This is a genomic window from Ehrlichia muris AS145 (genome assembly GCF_000508225.1).
Lineage (GTDB): Bacteria > Pseudomonadota > Alphaproteobacteria > Rickettsiales > Anaplasmataceae > Ehrlichia > Ehrlichia muris.
Genome location: NC_023063.1, coordinates 634,223 through 653,239, shown reverse-complemented (window position 1 = coordinate 653,239; position 19,017 = coordinate 634,223). Strand labels below are relative to the sequence as shown.

Sequence of the window (19,017 nt, the reverse complement as noted above, 5' to 3'; positions counted from 1 at the left end):
TTTTTGATACGATTACGTGTGGAATATTTTACGGAGCGTGGCGCAGCCTGGTAGCGTACTTGGTTTGGGACCAAGTGGTCGAGAGTTCAAATCTCTCCGCTCCGACCATTAGTATTTATGCTTTAATTATAAAATCTAAGTCTATTTTATTTATTCTGATGTGCTTCTAGTTTGTACTTTGATTAATATGGTAATATATTATAGAGAATATACTTGTGATAAAGTTACTTACTTGTAATTCTATAATCTTTAGGAAATTATATAACATTACACTAGATTATAAGTTATGTTTAGATAAAATAGATTGTATATTGATGTATTGTTCTCTTTAAGATCAATGGAAAGCATGATCGTATTGACTTTGTTGAGATGTAGTAGGAGTAGGGCTAGGAGAATGATCGTGATGATATTCAGGTTCTTGTTGTAGTGGATTATGATTTACATTATCTAGTCCCTGGCCTGCAGCATCAGCAATCTCTTGGTTAGCATGAGGATAATCATCATGAGCATATGGGTCATCGTGGTGTGTAGCTTGTATGCCGTCTCCATCATTTTCTCCACTGGCAGCTGTTGCATCTTCACCCCCTCCACCTTCGCCAGAAGCACCTTCTGATTGTGGATCTGGTAGCAGTTTTGGTAATCCAAAGATATTTTTTCTCATTTCAGATCCGAATGCTACTGTAGTTGGTAATTGTGCTCCTAAGCATGTAACTGAAGCAACTATATTCCCAGTGGTGCTATCGAGGAAACATGGTACATTTTTGTAAAACCAAGCAAGAAATATAAAAATAGAAAGTGCAGTCTCTTCTTCTTCTTCTCCATGGCCACTGCCGGCATGTTGTTGATGTAGGTAAGACTGTAGTGCGGATACATTTATTCCACCGCCTTCATTTCCTTCCATAAATTAATTACTGTATAAAATATGATAATCTATATTATATTGTATAATTGTAAATATATTTTTAAATATGTATTGCTTAAATTTAATGAAATTAGGTGATTGTTATTTATTAATATGTAAAAAATGAAATTTTAGTATAGGGTTAGTGATATCTTATGTAATATATATAAGGTATTGGTGAGTTATTGTTCGTAACAATCAATAAATGAATATTTTAGATTAGTTGATAAAAATCAAAGACATTGTTTAATCTTGTAAATCTATAAGTTTTATTATTTCTTCTCTATATTTTATTAAAATTGTGTTTTGTTCTATAAGAAAGTGTTTTTTAAAAAAATATCCTAATACATTTAAGCTTGATTTGAACTCTGTTTTAGAGAATTTGTATGCACAGTTATTATACACGTCATGTAATAATTGTGGTAAAGGTAATAGATTTTTTTTGTATGGTAATCCAACAGTTTTCGATATTGCTTTTCCAGTTTTTGGAGAAATAAAAGTTAAATTCTCATTTGTATTATTTACAGTACATCGTGATAGATCTAATCCGAATCCTAGTTCTGATAGTAAAGTTAATTCTAATCTAAGATATTTTATTTGCCAGTTAATATCCTTAATTTGTATTGAATTGATAAAAGTATCTAAACAATTATAAATGGTATAATTTTCTTCATTCTCTGGTAATACTTGATCTAGTGTAAAAGTCAAAAAAGCTATACACATTGTTTTAAGATTATCCTGTATATAGTGGTATAAAGTGGATTTAATTAATTCATATTTAAAGTAGCCTAAATTGCTTATTAATCTTGAGCTCCATGTTACATTAACGTAATCTCCTATTTGTAATCTGTGAGTTGTTTTTTTCAGATATTTTGCTAATCCTTTTTTTAAACCATGTTTTTGAGTAAATATGGAAATTATGATTTGATCATCACCGTATTTTCTTGTTGCAATTACTATTCCTTGGTCTTGCCATCTCACACTAAAACTCATTTTATAGTAGTTGATATACTATCATACAATGAAAATAAAATTGGAAAATATATATGTTTGCTTATGTATTAGTCGGTAATTATTTTACTTAATTGCCGCTAAATTATTGTGTGTATAATTAAGGTTCAGTGTTAATGTTGAGCTAATTTTTAAAATTATATCTTAATTAGTATAAAATTATAAGTAATTTATCTATTATTATTGATATTTAAATAAATAATCTTTTTATGTTATTAATAAATTATTTGATAGGTATTTAATTATAAACATTATAAATTAATGAATATTGTATTTGCTTGTTTTCAATATTGATGGAAAATTATATAATACAATCAGAATTATGAGAGATTACATAAATGAACTTAATTAATACCATTAGAAATTGCATAATAGAAAAGTTGCATATATTAAGTGATAAGAAGTTAATAATAATAGATGATGTTCTATTAAGCAAGTTAATAGTGGATTATCCTAATAATAATGATCATGGAGATTTATATACTAATGCAGCTTTAATTTTAGGTAGTTATGTAAAAAAAAATCCACTAGATATAGCAGAAATTTTGCTGTGTGAATTTTCTAGTATTAAGGAAATATCCAATATCAGTATTGTAAAGCCAGGTTTTATTAATTTTAGTATTTCTTTTTGTATTTGGTATGAAATGATAGTTTCTATTAACATGCTAAAAGAAAATTTTGCTAATGTTAATATAGGAAACGGACAGAAAGTTAATGTAGAATTTGTTTCTGCTAATCCTACTGGGCCGATGCATGTTGGACATGCTCGTGGTGCTATATTTGGTGATGTATTAGCAAATTTGCTGGAAAAAGTAGGATATCAAGTTGTTAGAGAGTATTATATTAATGATGCTGGTACACAAATAGATGTATTGGTTGAATCTGTATATTTGAGATATAAAGAAGCTGCAGGTCAGGATATTGTGATAGGTAGTGGGTTATATCCAGGACTGTATTTAAAAAAAATAGGGCAGCTTCTATATGAAAAATATGGTACAGATTTATTAGAGATGAGCTCTAATAATAAGATGAAGATTATACGTGATGTATCTCTCAAATACCTTATGAATCTTATAAAGGAAGATCTTGCATTGTTGGGAATTAAGCATGATGTATTTACCTCAGAGGCAGAATTATTAAAAAATAATGTTATAGAAAAATGTGTGAAACTTTTAGAAGACAAGCAATTGATATACTATGGGGTTTTGGACCACCCAAAAGGTATGGAGAATCAAAATTGGAAGCCTAGAACACAAATGTTATTTAAATCTACTAATTTTGGAGATGATGTAGATAGAGCTTTACAGAAAATTGATGGTAGTTGGACTTATTTTGCAAGTGATATAGCATATCATTTTGATAAGATGTCACGTGGTTTTCAGCATATGATTTTAGAGTTAGGATCTGATCATATTGGTTATGTAAAAAGATTAAAAGCGGCAGTGAAAGCATTAAGTAATAATAATGCTACTGTAGATATAAAGTTACATAATATTGTAAATTTCCTTGATGGTGGTGTGCAAGTAAAGATGTCAAAAAGATCCGGCGAGTTTCTAACTATAAGAGATGTTGTGGAAGAGGTAGGTAGAGATGTAGTCAGATTTATAATGTTGACTCGTAAAAGTGATGTAGTTTTGGATTTTGATTTTGTTAAAGTCGTTGAACAATCTAAAGATAATCCAATATTTTATGTACAATATGCTCATGCTCGTGTTTATTCATTAATGCGTAATGCTCCAAACATTTTAGAAATAGAGGATACAGATTTTTCTGTGTTATCTTCAAAAGAAGAAATACTATTGATTAAGTTATTAGCAAAATGGCCGCATGTAGTTGAAATATCTGCAAAGACTGCAGAGCCACATAGGATAACTTTTTATTTAATAGAAGTTGCAGAAGCATTTCATGTATTGTGGGGTTACGGAAATAAGAATACAAATAGACGTTTTATTGTAGATGGTGATGTTAACCTTACGTCTGCAAGAATATATTTAGCTAAATCTGTTGCATACATTATTAGTAGTGGTTTAAAGATATTTTCTATACTTCCCTTGAAAGAAATGCACTGATTGTTATGGTTATATATCTTTTTAGTGATATATTTATTACATAAAAGCTGCTGGTTTTATATATAGAATGTATTTTATAAAAACCTTAGTGTGTTACAATTACAATAAAATGTATTTTGTATAAGGTTGTGTATAAAATATCTGCTAGTATAAATTTGTAGTTAATTTGTGATCATACACTCAAATCTGTGATTTTTTTAAAAACACAGACACATCCCTGTCTTTCATTGTATTTTTATAGTATTTTGTAATATTTTCGATATCTGTAAGCTCTTTGCACGTAGCTAATGACGTAGATAAAGTTTGTTGAATTATATATTGAGACCATATCTTAATAGATTTTTGTACTATGTGATCTTTTGTATGTATGATAACGTCAATTTTATCAGAGATATTGAATTTATTATCTTTTCTAGAGTGTTGTATTAGTCTTACTATATCTCTTGCGATACCTTCCATTATTAGATCATCAGAAAGTTCATGATCTAGTAACACTATACCAAGTAAATTTTGATCTAAATTAATAGTGGATGCAAAATCATTATGAATTTTGATAGTTAAAGTGTATTCGTTATTATTTATGATATAATGTTCTGCTTCTCTTGTACCAAGAAGTAATTGGTTATTTTCTAGTATTTCCCACTTATTATTTTTTAATAAAGATATTAAGGATTTGACTTTGTCTGGTATTCTTTTTCCCAGTTCTGGGAAATTTAACTTTAATTGAAATGATGCTACGTCAGATATGTCAGATTTGAATAATATGCTTTTTACATTTATTTCTTCTAATAAAATATTTTGGTATTCTACAGGCAAATTAAGTAAATCTGTGCAATTGTAACTGTATATAACAATTTTATTAAGAGGTTGTCTAACTCTAATGTTATGGATATTTCTGATAGACAACACATGATTACATATACTTATTGTTAGTTTCATGTATTGGGTATTTTGTTGATCTTTATCATTCAATATGAAATTACTCATATTTGGTAGTGATGATAAATGTACGGACTCTTCTTTTTGAAAATTTAATTTTTGCCAGATTGCCTCAGTAATGATAGGTAGAAATGGTGCAGAAATTTTTATTATGTAATATATAACAGTATATAATGTATTATAGGCATCTATTTTATCTTGATTGATTTCTGATGACCAAAATCGTACTCTACATCTTCTGATATACCAATTGTTCAATATTTCGAAAAACTGAGTGATATTGCTACATGCTAATTTTATGTTATATCCAAAATTGTTAGAACATTTATCTAATCCTTCAATAGCATTAAATATGGACTGTATAGTACTGATACATTCACATATTATGTATCTATCCATAATATTGTTTAGTCCACTGAGATCTGTAATAATTTCTGCTTTTATTTTGTCTATATTTGCGTAAATAGTAAAGAAATTATAACTATTCCATATTGGTTTTATCACATTACGTAGTACGTCTCTTACCATTACTCCTTCTTTGTCTAGTAATAGATCTCCACCATATGATACTGCATGTGATAACATTAGGAATCGCATAGCATCTGAGCCATATTGCTTAAATAGTTCCATTGGATCAGCATAGTTATTAAGTCTTTTAGATAATTTTTGTCCTTGAGTATCTAATACTACGCCATGACATATGCAATTTGTAAATGGAGGTTTATCAAATAATGCTGTGGATAATATAAATAATGTGTAAAACCAACCTCTGGTTTGTGCTATATATTCAGTAATAAAGTCTGCTGGAAAATAATCCTCGAAGAATTCTTTATTTTCAAATGGGTAATGCAATTGTGCATAAGGCATTGATCCAGATTCAAACCAGCAATCAAATACGTCATTAACACGTCTCATCATTGATTTTCCGGTTGGATCATCTGGATTAGGGCGTACTAAATTATCGATATATGGACGATGTAAATCGTTTATACATGATATATCGAAGTCTTCTTCTAGTGCTCTTACATTGTCAAATACTTTTTTTATTGATCCGTATACATCTATTCTTGGGTAATTGGGATTATCTGATTTCCATACTGGCAAAGGAGTGCCCCAAAATCTATTACGTGATATTGCCCAATCTTTAGCGTTTTCAATCCATTTGCCAAATTGTCCGCTACGTATATAATGAGGGATCCAATTTATTGTCTTATTAAGTTCCAATATTCTGTCTTTTATTTTTGTAACTTCAACATACCAAGATGACATTGCTCTGTATATTAATGGAGTATCTGTACGCCAACAGTGTGGGTAATTATGTAAATATTGATCTGTCTTAAAGTAAAAATTTTTTTCTTTTAATATAGTAATAACTTTATCATTTGCATCAAATACATGCATATTTGCAAAATCTGAAATCTTATCAGTAAACTTTGCTCCATCATCTATAGGACAGATAATTGATAATAAATTAGATGTATCTCCATCAATATCTGGAATACCTTGCTTTTGACATAAGATAAAGTCATCTTCTCCGAATCCTGGGGCAATATGTACTATTCCAGTGCCTTCTCCTTCTACTACAAAGTCTGCTATTAAGATTTTAAATGCATTTTTAATATCAATGAAATATTCAAATAGAGGTTTGTAATGCAAATTTTCTAAATTAATGTATGAAATATCTTCATTATATAATTGATATTCTATCTTATTTTTTTTGCAATGCTCTTGAAAAATTTTTAAATATCCTTCAGCAAAAATAAACATCTCTTGATTGATAATGGCTCCACGGTATTTAATATTTGCGCTTATAGCTAAAGCAAGATTACAAGGTAAGGTCCATGGAGTAGTAGTCCAAACTAGTATTTTATAGGTTTTAACGTTTTCTATTATGAGGAATTTAGGATTTTCTAATAATTCGAATGCTACGGTCACAGTTTTACTTGTTTTTTGCCTATATGCATTGTCCATCCTAGTTTCAAAATTTGATAATGGTGTTTGACATGCCCAACTATAGGGTACTATTTTTATAGATTCATATATTAGTCCCTTGTTCCATAATTCATGAAATGACCATATTATTGATTCCATAAAAGGTAAATTCATGGTCTTGTAATCATTTTCAAAATCTACCCATCGTGCTTGTCTTTCTACATATTGTTGCCATTCTTTTGAAAATTTCATAACAGAGTTTCGGCAATGGTTGTTAAATTTTTCTATACCAAATTTTTCAATAGCTAACTTTCCTGATATTCCTAGTTCTTTTTCTGATAACATTTCAGCGGGTAATCCGTGGCAATCCCATCCAAATCTTCTATCAACTTTGAATCCTGCCATTGTTTTATAACGAGCTACAGCATCTTTAATAAATCCAGTGAGTAAATGTCCGTAATGAGGTAATCCATTTGCAAATGGTGGTCCATCATAAAATATAAATCTTTTATTTTCATCTCGATTATCTACAGATTTTTTAAAAATATTATTTTCTTTCCAAAATTTTAATATATCTTCTTCTATTGATGGAAAATTAGGTTCTCCTATTGATTGTGAGTAATATTCTGTCATAATGTTTGTTATTTAGTATAGATGTTTTACTATACACATATTTATTCAAGCTGCAATCACAGTTCTATTAAAATATGTAAAAATTATTGACTCTTGTTAATATTCATAGCATTGTTTTAAAAAATTAATTTATATTGAGGAGCTTATGACAGTGGAAATAGGAGATGATGCACCATATTTTGAGAATCTTGATACCTATAAAGGTAAGAAGAATGTAGTATTGTACTTTTATCCAAAAGATGATACGCCTGGTTGTACGAGAGAGGCAAAAGATTTTCAAGAAGCAGTGAATGATTTTACTGATTTGAATACCGTTATAATTGGTGTGTCTAAGGATAGTGATAAATCTCATGAGAGTTTTAAGAAGAAGCATGATTTATCATTTGAACTAATATCTGATGAAAATTCTGAGCTATCAAAGCAATATGGTATTTGGATAGAAAAGAATATGTTTGGAAAATCTTATATGGGTATAGACCGTTCTACATTTCTAATAGATAAACATGGCAAAATAAGAAAAATTTGGCGGAATGTAAAAGTTAGTGGACATGTTGATAATGTTCTTGAGATAATAAGAGAGATAATGTAAGTTACTGAATTAGTGATGCAAAAAGGAAGAAAGTTAAACATTAGATTATATGTGACTTGTGCTCTTGGAAAATGTTCTATTATAACCTTAGATAATCTTGCTTCTCACTATATATGTCATGTAATGCGAGCTACAAAATTTGACAAGATAAAACTGTTTAATGGTAGGGATGGGGAATGGATAGGTGAAATATTTGAATTATCTAATAATACTAAAATTAGAGTAAATGAATTGGTTAGAGAGCAAATTATAACTAAAGATTTAACATTATGTTTTTCCATTGTAAAAAACACTGTGTTACAAAATGTAATTAGACAAGCTACGGAGATGGGAGTAACATTTATGCAGCCTATTTATACAAAACATATAGCAACGAGTAATATAAATTTAGATAAATGCAGAAAGTGGTCTATTGAAGCTGCTGAACAATGTGGAAGGCTTGATATTCCATATATTGCTTCTCCTATTAATTTTACTGATTTAAAAAATTTGAAGACTAGTGATAACAATTTTATAATTTGCGATGAAACAGGTAAAGGTGATTACCCATCAGAAATTCTAAAAAACAAAAATAATATTTATGTCATTATAGGGCCAGAAGGTGGTTTCTCAAATGATGAATTGAATTTTGCATATAGTTTTTGTGATGGTTTATCTTTAGGTACAACAATACTAAGAGTTGATACAGCAGTTGTTAGTGCGCTAGCTTATGTAAATGAATATTATTGTATGTTATAGTGTTATGATTATTAAAAGTATTAGCGATAGGAAAACCGAGTTGCGTCAAAAATATAGGAAATTAAGAAAAGAAGTACAATGTCAAAAAGAGGCCTCTTATTCTTTATTACAAAATTATATTGATAATATAACAATAGAAGAAACATCTATAATTTCTGGATATATCCCTATAGATGGTGAAATTGATGTATTACCATTAATGAATCATTTAATGGGAGAAAAGCATGTAGTGGCAGTTCCTGTAATAAATCAAAATAGTAAAATATTATTATTTCATCAATGGAATACAATTAATTCTGTTATTCCAAATATCTTAATAGTACCTCTTATTGCATTTGATAGATGTTTGAATAGATTGGGTTTTGGAGGTGGATATTATGACAGTACTATTTCTAAGTTAAGACCGACTTGTAAAGTTGTAGGAGTTGCGTACGATATACAGTTGTGTGATGTAGTACCTATTGAAAGTCATGATGAAATTTTAGATATGGTGATTACGGAAAAGAAAGTTTATAAGCAGATGTAACATTATAATTTCTTAAGATCTTGTTGTTGAATATCAATTATCTAAAAATTGTTATTAATATGTTGAGCTTTGATTTATAATTTATGTATATATTAGTATACGCAATTTCTGCATTTTCTTTTTAATATTTTGGTTTGTAAATTGTTTTTTATGAAATATACAGTATATTATAGTTAATAACTACGCAAATATATGAATATGTAATAAAAAACATCTCTTATGTTAAAAGATTGAATGATTGTTATTCGAATGAGAAGTTTATATATGCATACTCCAGTTTTATTAAAAGAAATGTTAGACATATTAGATCCTCAAGATGGGAAAATATATGTTGATGCAACATTTGGAGCAGGAGGATATACTAGAGCAATTTTGGGATCTGCAGATTGTCAGGTCTATGCTATTGATCAAGATGAATATACTAATGTTTTCTATGAGGAACTAGTTCATGATTTTCCAGGCAGAATACATTTTTATATTAATAAATTCAGTAAAATAAAACAAATTTTACATAAAGCTCAGTTGCAAAGAGTTGATGGTATAGTATTTGATATAGGGGTTTCTTCTATGCAATTAGAAAATGCTAATCGTGGTTTTTCTTTTTCTAAAGATGGACCTCTTGATATGAGGATGAATACTTCTATGTGTAGTATTGATGCATCAATGTTTGTGAATACAGCTTCTGAAGCAGAGATAGCTGATGTTATATATCAATATGGAGATGAAAAATACTCTCGTAAAATAGCAAAAGCTATTGTTGAATCAAGGAAAAAGAAAGCAATAAAAACTACAGGTGAGCTTGCATTTATAGTTAAATCTGTAATATCACGTAGTAAAAACCATAGTATTGATCCTGCAACAAGGACGTTTCAGGCAATTAGGATATGGGTTAATAAAGAATTAGAAGAATTAGAACATGGGATAACTAATGCTGCTGATTTATTGAATCCAGGTGGAAAAATAATAGTAGTTTCTTTTCATTCGTTGGAGGATAGAATTGTAAAAGTAATATTTAAATCATTGTGTAATGGAAATACTATAACTTCATCAAAGTTAAATATGAGATTTCAATTGATTAATAAAAAAATAATAAGACCAAGTTCTGAGGAAATAGTAAAAAATCCTAGATCTAGATCTGCAAAGTTGAGAGCTATATTAAAAATATAATGTACTTTTTAGATCAATCAAGTTGTAGATTTATAATATGCTTTTTGAGAAGTTTCTTAAGTTTATATTTCCAATATGAATATCGATATAACATCTTGTAGTTAAATATATAAAATTTTAGTTTCAGTTATGGGTTGATATAATTGATATAGTACTATTTTTTTGAATTTAGTAAAAAAGATATGTATCTAGGTAATGTTTTTGTTAGATGTATTATTAAATTTGTATTTTTTAATTACAAGAGCATCTTTCTGGATTTAGTGTTTTATAAAATTTTTAGTATTGAGACACTCTTTTTTAATTAATACTAGACTAGTGAATTTTATTTTTTTATTAGATTATATAGTTTTGATATAGCATATCAATTATATAAAAAATGGTTTAAGTATAATATATAATATATTGTTTTTTAGCTTTTTAAAAACAAATATATGTCATATATTAAATGGATCATATATATATGGTTCAGCATTATCGTTGTTTATGTATTGAATTAAAGTAGCTAGAATAGTGTAACGGTTATCTTTTATCGATGATACAAATATTTCTTTTTGTGTGTGCTCTGATAATAATTGCTTTTTTTTCTTAATTTCTTTTTTATCTAATAAATCGCTTTTATTTAGTACTATAAATTCTGTTTTATCAGCCAGCTCTTTATTGTAAAGTATTAGTTCTTTTCTAATGCATTCATATGAATCAATAATGTTATTTGAGGTACAATCTATGATGTGTAATAATATAGAACATCTTTCAATATGTTTTAAAAATTTGTCACCTATGCCGTAGCCTAGATGTGCTCCAGGAATTAATCCCGGTATATCAGCTAACACTAATTCTCTGTTGTCAATAAAAGCGACTCCTAAATGTGGTTCTAAAGTTGTAAACGGATAATCAGCAATTTTTGTCTTTGACTGAGTGCATGAAGCTAAAAAGCTTGACTTTCCTGCATTGGGTAATCCTATGATTCCTACATCTGAAATGATTTTTAATTTTAATATAATGTATTTTTCTTCTCCTGCTTCTCCAAGAGTAAAATGTCTAGGTGCTCTATTGGTAGATGTTTTATAGTTAGCATTCCCTGTTCCACCTTTACCACCATATGCTGCTATAAATTTTTGGTTTTCTGAATTAAGGTCGGCGATTAATATTCCATCTTCATCATATAGTTGAGTTCCTATAGGAACTTTTATGATCATATCTTTTCCAGATAGTCCAGATTTCTTTTTACCAGAACCCGGATTTCCATTTTCTGCTTTTATATGTTGTTTATATCTAAAATATAGTAACGTGTTAATATTATTACTTGTGGCAAAGATGATATTTCCACCATTACCTCCATTTCCACCGTCAGGCCCGCCAAATTCAATAAATTTTTCACGACGAAAACTACTACAACCATTTCCGCCATTTCCTGCTTTTAAATATACTTTTGCTTCATCAATAAAGCTCATAATGCTCCATAGTAGATTGATGAAATGTCTAATAATTTTTCTATATATAATAATTCATTGTATTTTGCTAAACGTTCAGATCTAGATAGAGAACCAGTTTTGATTTGTCCGCAGTTTGTTGCAACAGCTATGTGGGAAATTGTAGTATCCTCTGTTTCACCTGATCTATGAGATATTATTACATTATAGTTATTTTTTTGAGCAAGTCTTATAGCATTGAAAGTTTCAGTTAATGTACCAATTTGATTTGGTTTTATTAATACTGCATTTGCCATGTTATTATTAATTCCATTTTGAATTAATTTACAATTAGTTACGAATAGGTCATCTCCTACTATTTGTATTTTATTGCCTAATTCTTGTGTTATAAGTTTCCATCCATTTATATCTTCTTCTGCTATTGGGTCTTCAATTGATATAATAGGATATTGTGAGGTTATGTTTTTATAATATTCTACTAATTCTTGAGCGTTTAATTCGTAATTTGCAAATTTATATTTCTGATCTTTGTAAAATGTAGATGCAGCAACATCTAATCCTAATGAGAAATCTTCATACATTTTATATCCTGACTTTTCTACAGCATCTATAATGATTTCGAATACTTCAGTATTTGATTTTATGTTTGGAGCAAACCCTCCTTCATCTCCTACATTAGTATTTAATTGTTTGAATTTTAGAATTTGTTTTAATTGAAAAAACACTTCAGCTGACATTCTTATTGCATCTTCAAACTTATTAGCTCCATTTGGAATAATCATAAATTCTTGAAAATCTAAATTATTATCTGCATGCATTCCACCATTAATGACATTAATAAGTGGAGTAGGAAGAACTTTTGCTGTAATTCCTCCTAAGTATTGATATAAAGGAATATTTAATGTTAAAGCTGCAGCCTTTGCGATTGCTAATGATATTGCAAGTGTTGAATTTGCTCCAATTCTTGATTTATTATCTGTTCCGTCTATTTCAATTAATGCGTTATCTATTTTTTCTTGATTTAACGTATTCATACTTATGATTTGTGGAGCAATTTCTGAATTAATTAAATTAACTGCTTTTGTCACTCCATATCCATTATAAAAATTTTTATCATTATCTCGTAATTCTACTGCTTCAAATTTTCCTACTGAAGCTCCTGAAGGTATACAAGCTTTTGCTTTTATATTATTTGATAATATAATTTCTACTTCAATGGTAGGATATCCTCTACTATCTAAGATTTGTCTAGCTAATATTTTATTAATTGTTACATTAAACACAGCATTACCTTTTTGTTTTTTATGGTATGTTGAAAAATTTCAAAAAAGATAGTAATATCTTTTATATAAAATGTAAATTTATTCTCAATGTTGACTTATATTTAAAAGAATAACAATGTTATTGACATATTGTATTATATTGAGCAGAATTACTAAAAATAATAATTGATTTAAACGTTAAGAGATGGGTTATGTTTGCTATTGTTGAAACTGGTGGGAAGCAATATAAAGTACGAGAGCAAGATATTATAAAAATAGAAAAATTAAATGCTTCTGTAGGGGAAGAAGTTACTCTGAATAAGGTAATTGCGTTAACTGATATAAATAACAATATGATTTTTGCACAGAATACAACTGTCACAGCATCAATTCTTGAGCAATGTAGAAATGATAAAATAATAGTGTTTAAGAAAAAACGTCGTAAGAATTATAGAAGGAAAAATGGTCATAGGCAGTACATGACTGTTTTACGTATTACTAAAATTAATAATATGGAGTAGAAGTATGGCTACGAAAAAATCTGGTGGTAGCTCCGGTAATGGTAGGGACTCGAGAGGTAGAAGATTAGGAGTAAAGAAATTTGGGAGTGAAAAAGTAATTCCTGGTAATATTATCATACGTCAGAGAGGTACAAAATATCATCCTGGTAAGAATGTTGGAATGGGAAAAGATCATACTATTTTTTCTAAGATTTCAGGTTTTGTACATTTTAGGAGAGGAGTACTTAATAAGATGTTTGTTGATGTACTAGAAGCTAATTCTGCTTCTTAATATAGAGCTTTTGTTGGGGTTTGTAGCTCAGGTGGTTAGAGCGCACGCCTGATAAGCGTGAGGTCGGAAGTTCAACTCTTCCCAGGCCCACCAATTATAGCCGTGTTTTTGCTTTAGGGATTATGTAATGTTTTAGTATGGCTATGTTTTATGCTAATCGTTATTAATCTATTAATAATTTCTAGTATTGTATAAAGCTTTATGTTAAAAGATAGTGATAGAGTATTTACTAATCTTAATGGTCAATATTCTCCATTTTTAAAATCTGCAAAAAGTAGAGGTATTTGGAGTAATATCTTAGAAATATTGAATCTAGGTCCTGAATATATTATTCAAGAGGTAAAGAAGTCAGGATTACGTGGTAGAGGTGGAGCAGGATTTTCTACAGGTTTAAAGTGGAGCTTTATGCCAAAAACTAGAAAAGAAGGCCAAGCAGCATATTTGATAGTTAATGCGGATGAATCAGAACCTGGTACATGTAAAGATCGTGACATATTAAGGTATGATCCACATAGGCTTATTGAAGGAATATTGATAGCTGGGTTTGCAATGAATGTAACTACAGCTTATATTTATATTCGTGGTGAATTTTATAATGAATATTTAGTATTGTCTAAGGCTTTAGATGAAGCATATAAAGCTAAGTTAATAGGAAAAAATGCATGTAATTCTGGATATGATTTAGATATCTTTATTCATAGAGGAGCTGGAGCATATATTTGTGGGGAAGAAACTGCTCAGCTTGAATCATTAGAAGGAAGAAAAGGTATGCCAAGGTTGAAACCTCCTTTTCCAGCTGCAATAGGGTTATATGGTTGTCCTACTACTATTAATAACGTTGAAACTATTGCAACTGTTAGTGAGATTATGAGAAGGGGTGGTGATTGGTTTGCATCTCTTGGTAGAGAAAATAATACAGGTACTAAGATTTTTTGTATATCAGGACATGTTAATAATCCGTGTAATGTAGAAGAGGAATTAGGAATTCCCATGAAGGAACTTATAGAAAAATATGCTGGAGGTGTTCGTGGAGGATGGGATAACTTATTAGCAGTAATACCTGGTGGTTCATCAGTACCAATGCTTCCAAAATCTATTTGTGATACTGTAACTATGGATTTTGATTCTTTAAGGGCTGTCCAGTCAGGGTTAGGTACTGCGGGTTTAATAGTTATGGATAAATCAACAGATCTAGTAGCGGCTATAGAAAGATTATCGCATTTTTATATGCATGAATCTTGTGGACAATGTACACCATGTCGAGAAGGTACTGGTTGGATGTGGAGAATCATGAAAAAAATAGTAATGGGTGATGCTACGCCTGAAAGCATTGATTTATTATTAAATATTACACATCAGATAGAAGGGCATACTATATGTGCTCTTGGTGATGCTGCAGCTTGGCCTATACAAGGGTTGATTAGGCATTTTAGGGATGTAATTGAAGATCGGATAAAAAGTTAATAATAAAGCTAAATTAATTTAGTGATTGTGGTAATGTTGTATGTGTTCAATTATTTTATCTAATTTTTATATTAATATGATACTATTGATAAATATTTTTTTTTTACGAATGGGTGCTATATGTTACATTATGTGTTTTAGATTTTTTGCTGATGTTTAATACAGTGAAATGTAACAATGGTGTTATATGCACTTAATATTATTGTCTTATGGGAATTCAGAAATTGTTTTGTTACCTGAGAAAGTATGTCATTATGATAAAGCGTTAGATCTTTGTTATACAGGGAATCCTGTTATAGATATGCAATTAAATTCTAGCAGTAATTTTACTTTCGATAAGACTCTATACCGGTCAAAATTTGTTGATTATTGTATTATAACTAATAATAGAGTAGAAAAAATATAGTATTTTTATATGGTAAGAATCCATTAGGCAAGCAGGTATATCTAATTTTGCTGCATCCAGTTGGTTATATGCATGATTTGTTTCAGCAAGGTATGATATTAACTAAGTATAATCTTATAAACTGGAGTGGTTAATCAGTTAAGCTTACATTTATCAGTGGAAGAGAAAACTAAGAACTTGTTTACTGTTGTTAATAGTAATATGGCTATAAAGGACAGAACCTCAACAAGCTGTTTGACTCAGTTTAGTTATTTTAATAGTAGCGGTGAGTTATTTCATACAGAATATAAAATTACAGTCTTGAATAGTGTAAGTGTGGATCAAGTAAATGGTACTCAATTATTTTATATGACATTGCAGTAAGCTTATGCTGTAAAGTTAAAGATTTATAAAAAGTTGTAACTCTATTTATGAAAGTAAGTTTTGTAAATAAATAGTTTTGATTTCTATCTAAAAAATTTATCTGTTTAATGTTGTATATATTCAATTGTTTTATCTAATTTTTATATTAATATTATCCTGTTGGTAAATATGTTGTTATTAAATGGGCACTATAATGTTACATTGTGTGTTTTTAGATTTTTTGCGAATGTTTTAATACAGTGAAATGTAACAATGGTGTTATATGCAGTTAATGTTGTTGTCTTATGGTGAGTCAAGACTTGCTTTATTGCCTTCTAAAATGTGTGCTTATGATAAAATGTTAAATTGTTGTTATACAGGGAATCCTGATATAGATGGAGTTATTAATCCTCAAAATGAATCTGAATTTAGTCAGTATCTATACCGGTCACAATTTTGTGATTATTGTGTTGTAAGTAGTCCTAAATTAGAAGGCAATGTAATGTTTTTATATGGTAATAATCCATCAGGCAAGCCTGTATATATAGTTTTCTTGCATCCAAATGGTCTTATACCTGATATATTTGAGCAAGGTTTAGTATTAGATAACAGTAATTTTCTATCAAGTGGATTTCTTGGTGATATAATCTTAAATGCAACATCGGAAGAGAGAACTATTGCCTTGTTTGATCAAATTAGTTCTCAACTTGAGATATTTGCCAAAACCTCAATTAGCTATATAACTCAGATGAATTATTTTAATAGTAGTGGTGAATTATTTAATACTGACTATAAAACTGTGACCTTGAAAAATGTAACTGTGGATTCAGTTGGTGAGCAGATATTTTGTATGAAATTTCAGTAAGTTTATGCTGTAAAGTTAAAGATTTATAAAAAGTTGTAACTCTATTTATGAAAGTAAGTTTTGTAAATAAATAGTTTTGATTTCTATCTAAAAAATTTATCTGTTTAATGTTGTATATATTCAATTGTTTTATCTAATTTTTATATTAATATTATCCTATTGGTAAATATTTTGTTATTCAATGGGCACTACAATGTTACATTGTGTGTTTTTAGATTTTTTGCGAATGTTTTAATATAGTGAAATGTAACAATGGTGTTATATGCAGTTAATATTATTGCCTTATGGGGATTCACAACTTTCTTTGTTTCCTACAAAGAGTATACATTATGATAAAGCGCTAAATGTTTGTTATACAGGGGATCCTGATACGGATATACTATTTCAACTTGTCGGTATAGCTGAGTTTTCTCAGAATCTATACCGGTCAAAATTTGATGATTATTGTATTGCAAGTAATCCTAAACTAGAGCGCAATATAGTGTTTTTATATGGTAGTAATCCATCAGGTCAGCCTGTATATATGGCTTTATTTCAGCCAGTTGGTCTTATGCCTAGTCTGTTTCAGGAAGGTGTAATATTAAATAGGTATAATTTGATATCAACTGAAGTGCTTGATGAGTCATTATCAACGTTGACACCGGAAGAGAAAACTATAAGACTGTTTCCTACTATTATTAGTATGGTTGATATAATTACCAAAAGCGCAAGACCCCGTTTGGATCAGTTTAATTTTTTTAATAGTAGCGGTAATTTATTTTCTACAGATTATAAAAGTACAGCCTTGAATAGTGTAAATGTGGATCAAGCAGGTGATCAAACATTTTGTATGAAATTTCAGTAAGTTTATGCTGTAAAGTTAAAGATTTATAAAAAGTTGTAACTCTATTTATGAAAGTAAGTTTTTTAGATAAATAGTTTTGATTTTTATCTAAAAAATTTATTTGTTTAATATTGTGTATAAGCAATTTGTATATTAATGTGATTTGTTTGTAAATATTTTTTAGTAGATGAGCTGTAATATTATACTGTGTGTTTCTGAGATTTGCTAATTGTAGTATAGTTGAAATATAACGATTATTGGTTATAATTATATGCATTTAATATTATTATCTAGTGTAAGATCGGAACTTATTTTGTTGCCTGCAAAAGATGTTCACTTTAACAAGATGTTAGGGTACTGTTATACAAGTAATAATAATCTGAATATGCAAATAGCAATGCCTGTCATGGATGATATGTTTTATAAACGTATATACCGGACAAAATTTACTGATTATAATATTGTATCTAGTGAACTCTTAAACTTATCTTTGGTGTTTTTATATGGTAAGAATCCAGTATCCGAACCTGCACATCTAGTTTTTATGTGTCCATCTGATTTGATACCTACTCTGTTTCAGGAAGGTGTGTTATTAAATACAAGTACTTTTTTAACAGCTGGAGTAAATTATAGGCCAGATCTATCACTGAAAGATAAAACCAAGTGCTTGTTTGATGATGTTAAGAATAGAGTGAGTATAAGATCTAGTGTTCCAGATGGCCGTATGTATCGGTTTAGTTATCTTGATAGTAGTGGTAATATGTTTCATCAATCATATCAAAGTACAGTTTTGGAGCTTGTACGAGTGGATGAAGTAAGTAATGATGTAGAATTTGTTATGAAAATGCAGTAAATTTGTGCTGTGGAGTCATTTTTATCAATAGGTGGTTTTTGATTTTAATCTAAGAAATTTATCTGTTTAATGTTGTATATATGCAATTATTTTATCTAATTTATATGTCAATATAATCTTATTGGTAAATATTTTTACTGGATGAGTTGTAATATTATATTGTGTGTTTTTGGATAATTTTGCTAATTGTCATACAATAAAATATAATGATTGTTAATTGGTATGTACTTAGTATTATTATCATTTACAAATGGTACACCTTTTATTAACTAAAT

At 28.9% G+C, this 19,017-nt stretch carries 18 protein-coding genes and 2 tRNA genes; 15 read left to right on the top strand and 5 right to left on the bottom strand.

Features of this window, described 5'->3' with window-relative positions; all coding sequences use genetic code 11:
* Positions 1-31: 31 nt before the first annotated feature.
* Positions 32-108: transfer RNA gene (locus tag MR76_RS02490), tRNA-Pro, on the top strand.
* Positions 109-334: 226 nt separating this feature from the next.
* Here the strand turns inward: MR76_RS02490 and MR76_RS02485 are convergent.
* Together MR76_RS02485 and recO are read right to left on the bottom strand one after the other, a co-directional pair.
* Positions 335-901: a hypothetical protein gene (locus MR76_RS02485; protein ID WP_024072121.1), complete on the bottom strand. Its 567-nt coding sequence runs from the start codon at positions 899-901 to the stop codon at positions 335-337.
* 246 nt (positions 902-1,147) lie between these two features.
* Complete coding sequence (recO, locus tag MR76_RS02480) at positions 1,148-1,882, bottom strand: DNA repair protein RecO (RefSeq protein ID WP_024072120.1); 735 nt, start codon at positions 1,880-1,882, stop codon at positions 1,148-1,150.
* A gap of 368 nt (positions 1,883-2,250) precedes the next feature.
* Between recO and argS the strand changes: the two genes are divergently transcribed.
* Positions 2,251-3,981, top strand: coding sequence for an arginine--tRNA ligase (argS, locus tag MR76_RS02475; protein WP_024072119.1), 1,731 nt, complete (start codon positions 2,251-2,253; stop codon positions 3,979-3,981).
* Positions 3,982-4,161: 180 nt separating this feature from the next.
* On the opposite strand, the gene ileS is transcribed toward argS, so the two are convergent.
* Positions 4,162-7,485 carry an isoleucine--tRNA ligase gene (gene ileS / locus MR76_RS02470; RefSeq protein ID WP_024072118.1) on the bottom strand — a complete coding sequence of 1,108 codons (3,324 nt, stop codon included), beginning with the start codon at positions 7,483-7,485 and terminating at the stop codon, positions 4,162-4,164.
* Between the two features lie 145 nt (positions 7,486-7,630).
* Here ileS and MR76_RS02465 point away from each other — a divergent pair, with 145 nt between their 5' ends.
* From MR76_RS02465 to rsmH, 4 genes are all read left to right on the top strand, one after another.
* Positions 7,631-8,074, top strand: coding sequence for a peroxiredoxin (locus tag MR76_RS02465; protein ID WP_024072117.1), 444 nt, complete (start codon positions 7,631-7,633; stop codon positions 8,072-8,074).
* 15 nt (positions 8,075-8,089) lie between these two features.
* The gene (locus tag MR76_RS02460; RefSeq protein WP_044171460.1) at positions 8,090-8,812 is read left to right on the top strand and encodes a 16S rRNA (uracil(1498)-N(3))-methyltransferase; all 723 of its coding nucleotides are present in this window, start codon (positions 8,090-8,092) and stop codon (positions 8,810-8,812) included.
* Between the two features lie 4 nt (positions 8,813-8,816).
* Entirely contained in the window at positions 8,817-9,338 is a 522-nt protein-coding gene (locus MR76_RS02455; protein WP_044171611.1) for a 5-formyltetrahydrofolate cyclo-ligase, read from the top strand.
* Positions 9,339-9,602: 264 nt separating this feature from the next.
* Positions 9,603-10,505, top strand: coding sequence for a 16S rRNA (cytosine(1402)-N(4))-methyltransferase RsmH (gene rsmH, locus MR76_RS02450; protein WP_024072114.1), 903 nt, complete (start codon positions 9,603-9,605; stop codon positions 10,503-10,505).
* A 434-nt stretch (positions 10,506-10,939) separates the two neighbouring features.
* On the opposite strand, the gene cgtA is transcribed toward rsmH, so the two are convergent.
* Together cgtA and eno are read right to left on the bottom strand one after the other, a co-directional pair.
* Positions 10,940-11,956, bottom strand: coding sequence for an Obg family GTPase CgtA (gene cgtA / locus MR76_RS02445; protein WP_024072113.1), 1,017 nt, complete (start codon positions 11,954-11,956; stop codon positions 10,940-10,942).
* On the bottom strand, positions 11,953-13,218 hold the full coding sequence (gene eno / locus MR76_RS02440; protein WP_024072112.1) for a phosphopyruvate hydratase: 1,266 nt from the start codon (positions 13,216-13,218) through the stop codon (positions 11,953-11,955). Before eno ends, cgtA begins: the two co-directional genes overlap by 4 nt.
* Positions 13,219-13,409: 191 nt before the next feature.
* Here eno and rplU point away from each other — a divergent pair, with 191 nt between their 5' ends.
* The 9 genes from rplU (at position 13,410) to MR76_RS02395 (ending at position 18,742) form a co-directional block, all read left to right on the top strand.
* Entirely contained in the window at positions 13,410-13,718 is a 309-nt protein-coding gene (gene rplU / locus MR76_RS02435; protein ID WP_024072111.1) for a 50S ribosomal protein L21, read from the top strand.
* A gap of 4 nt (positions 13,719-13,722) precedes the next feature.
* On the top strand, positions 13,723-13,989 hold the full coding sequence (gene rpmA / locus MR76_RS02430; RefSeq protein WP_024072110.1) for a 50S ribosomal protein L27: 267 nt from the start codon (positions 13,723-13,725) through the stop codon (positions 13,987-13,989).
* Between the two features lie 16 nt (positions 13,990-14,005).
* Positions 14,006-14,082 (top strand) — tRNA-Ile (locus tag MR76_RS02425).
* A gap of 108 nt (positions 14,083-14,190) precedes the next feature.
* Positions 14,191-15,453, top strand: coding sequence for an NADH-quinone oxidoreductase subunit NuoF (nuoF, locus tag MR76_RS02420; protein WP_024072109.1), 1,263 nt, complete (start codon positions 14,191-14,193; stop codon positions 15,451-15,453).
* Between the two features lie 187 nt (positions 15,454-15,640).
* Positions 15,641-15,859, top strand: coding sequence for a hypothetical protein (locus MR76_RS02415; RefSeq protein ID WP_024072108.1), 219 nt, complete (start codon positions 15,641-15,643; stop codon positions 15,857-15,859).
* 126 nt (positions 15,860-15,985) lie between these two features.
* Positions 15,986-16,222 (top strand): hypothetical protein, encoded by a 237-nt coding sequence (locus MR76_RS02410; protein ID WP_024072107.1) that lies wholly within the window; start codon positions 15,986-15,988, stop codon positions 16,220-16,222.
* 262 nt (positions 16,223-16,484) lie between these two features.
* Entirely contained in the window at positions 16,485-17,066 is a 582-nt protein-coding gene (locus MR76_RS02405) for a hypothetical protein (protein ID WP_024072106.1), read from the top strand.
* Positions 17,067-17,328: 262 nt separating this feature from the next.
* Positions 17,329-17,910, top strand: a complete 582-nt coding sequence (locus MR76_RS02400) for a hypothetical protein (protein ID WP_024072105.1) — start codon at positions 17,329-17,331, stop codon at positions 17,908-17,910.
* Between the two features lie 250 nt (positions 17,911-18,160).
* Complete coding sequence (locus tag MR76_RS02395) at positions 18,161-18,742, top strand: hypothetical protein (RefSeq protein ID WP_024072104.1); 582 nt, start codon at positions 18,161-18,163, stop codon at positions 18,740-18,742.
* The last annotated feature ends 275 nt before the right edge of the window (positions 18,743-19,017 follow it).

Bases quoted from the DNA above. Each gene is read 5' to 3' on its own strand.
- MR76_RS02485 (WP_024072121.1), bottom strand. From the start codon at position 901: ATGGAAGGAAATGAAGGCGGTGGAATAAATGTATCCGCACTACAGTCT.
- argS (WP_024072119.1), top strand. From the start codon at position 2,251: ATGAACTTAATTAATACCATTAGAAATTGCATAATAGAAAAGTTGCAT.
- ileS (WP_024072118.1), bottom strand. From the start codon at position 7,485: ATGACAGAATATTACTCACAATCAATAGGAGAACCTAATTTTCCATCA.
- MR76_RS02465 (WP_024072117.1), top strand. From the start codon at position 7,631: ATGACAGTGGAAATAGGAGATGATGCACCATATTTTGAGAATCTTGAT.
- MR76_RS02460 (WP_044171460.1), top strand. From the start codon at position 8,090: ATGCAAAAAGGAAGAAAGTTAAACATTAGATTATATGTGACTTGTGCT.
- MR76_RS02455 (WP_044171611.1), top strand. From the start codon at position 8,817: ATGATTATTAAAAGTATTAGCGATAGGAAAACCGAGTTGCGTCAAAAA.
- rsmH (WP_024072114.1), top strand. From the start codon at position 9,603: ATGCATACTCCAGTTTTATTAAAAGAAATGTTAGACATATTAGATCCT.
- cgtA (WP_024072113.1), bottom strand. From the start codon at position 11,956: ATGAGCTTTATTGATGAAGCAAAAGTATATTTAAAAGCAGGAAATGGC.
- rplU (WP_024072111.1), top strand. From the start codon at position 13,410: ATGTTTGCTATTGTTGAAACTGGTGGGAAGCAATATAAAGTACGAGAG.
- rpmA (WP_024072110.1), top strand. From the start codon at position 13,723: ATGGCTACGAAAAAATCTGGTGGTAGCTCCGGTAATGGTAGGGACTCG.
- nuoF (WP_024072109.1), top strand. From the start codon at position 14,191: ATGTTAAAAGATAGTGATAGAGTATTTACTAATCTTAATGGTCAATAT.
- MR76_RS02415 (WP_024072108.1), top strand. From the start codon at position 15,641: ATGCACTTAATATTATTGTCTTATGGGAATTCAGAAATTGTTTTGTTA.
- MR76_RS02405 (WP_024072106.1), top strand. From the start codon at position 16,485: ATGCAGTTAATGTTGTTGTCTTATGGTGAGTCAAGACTTGCTTTATTG.
- MR76_RS02400 (WP_024072105.1), top strand. From the start codon at position 17,329: ATGCAGTTAATATTATTGCCTTATGGGGATTCACAACTTTCTTTGTTT.
- MR76_RS02395 (WP_024072104.1), top strand. From the start codon at position 18,161: ATGCATTTAATATTATTATCTAGTGTAAGATCGGAACTTATTTTGTTG.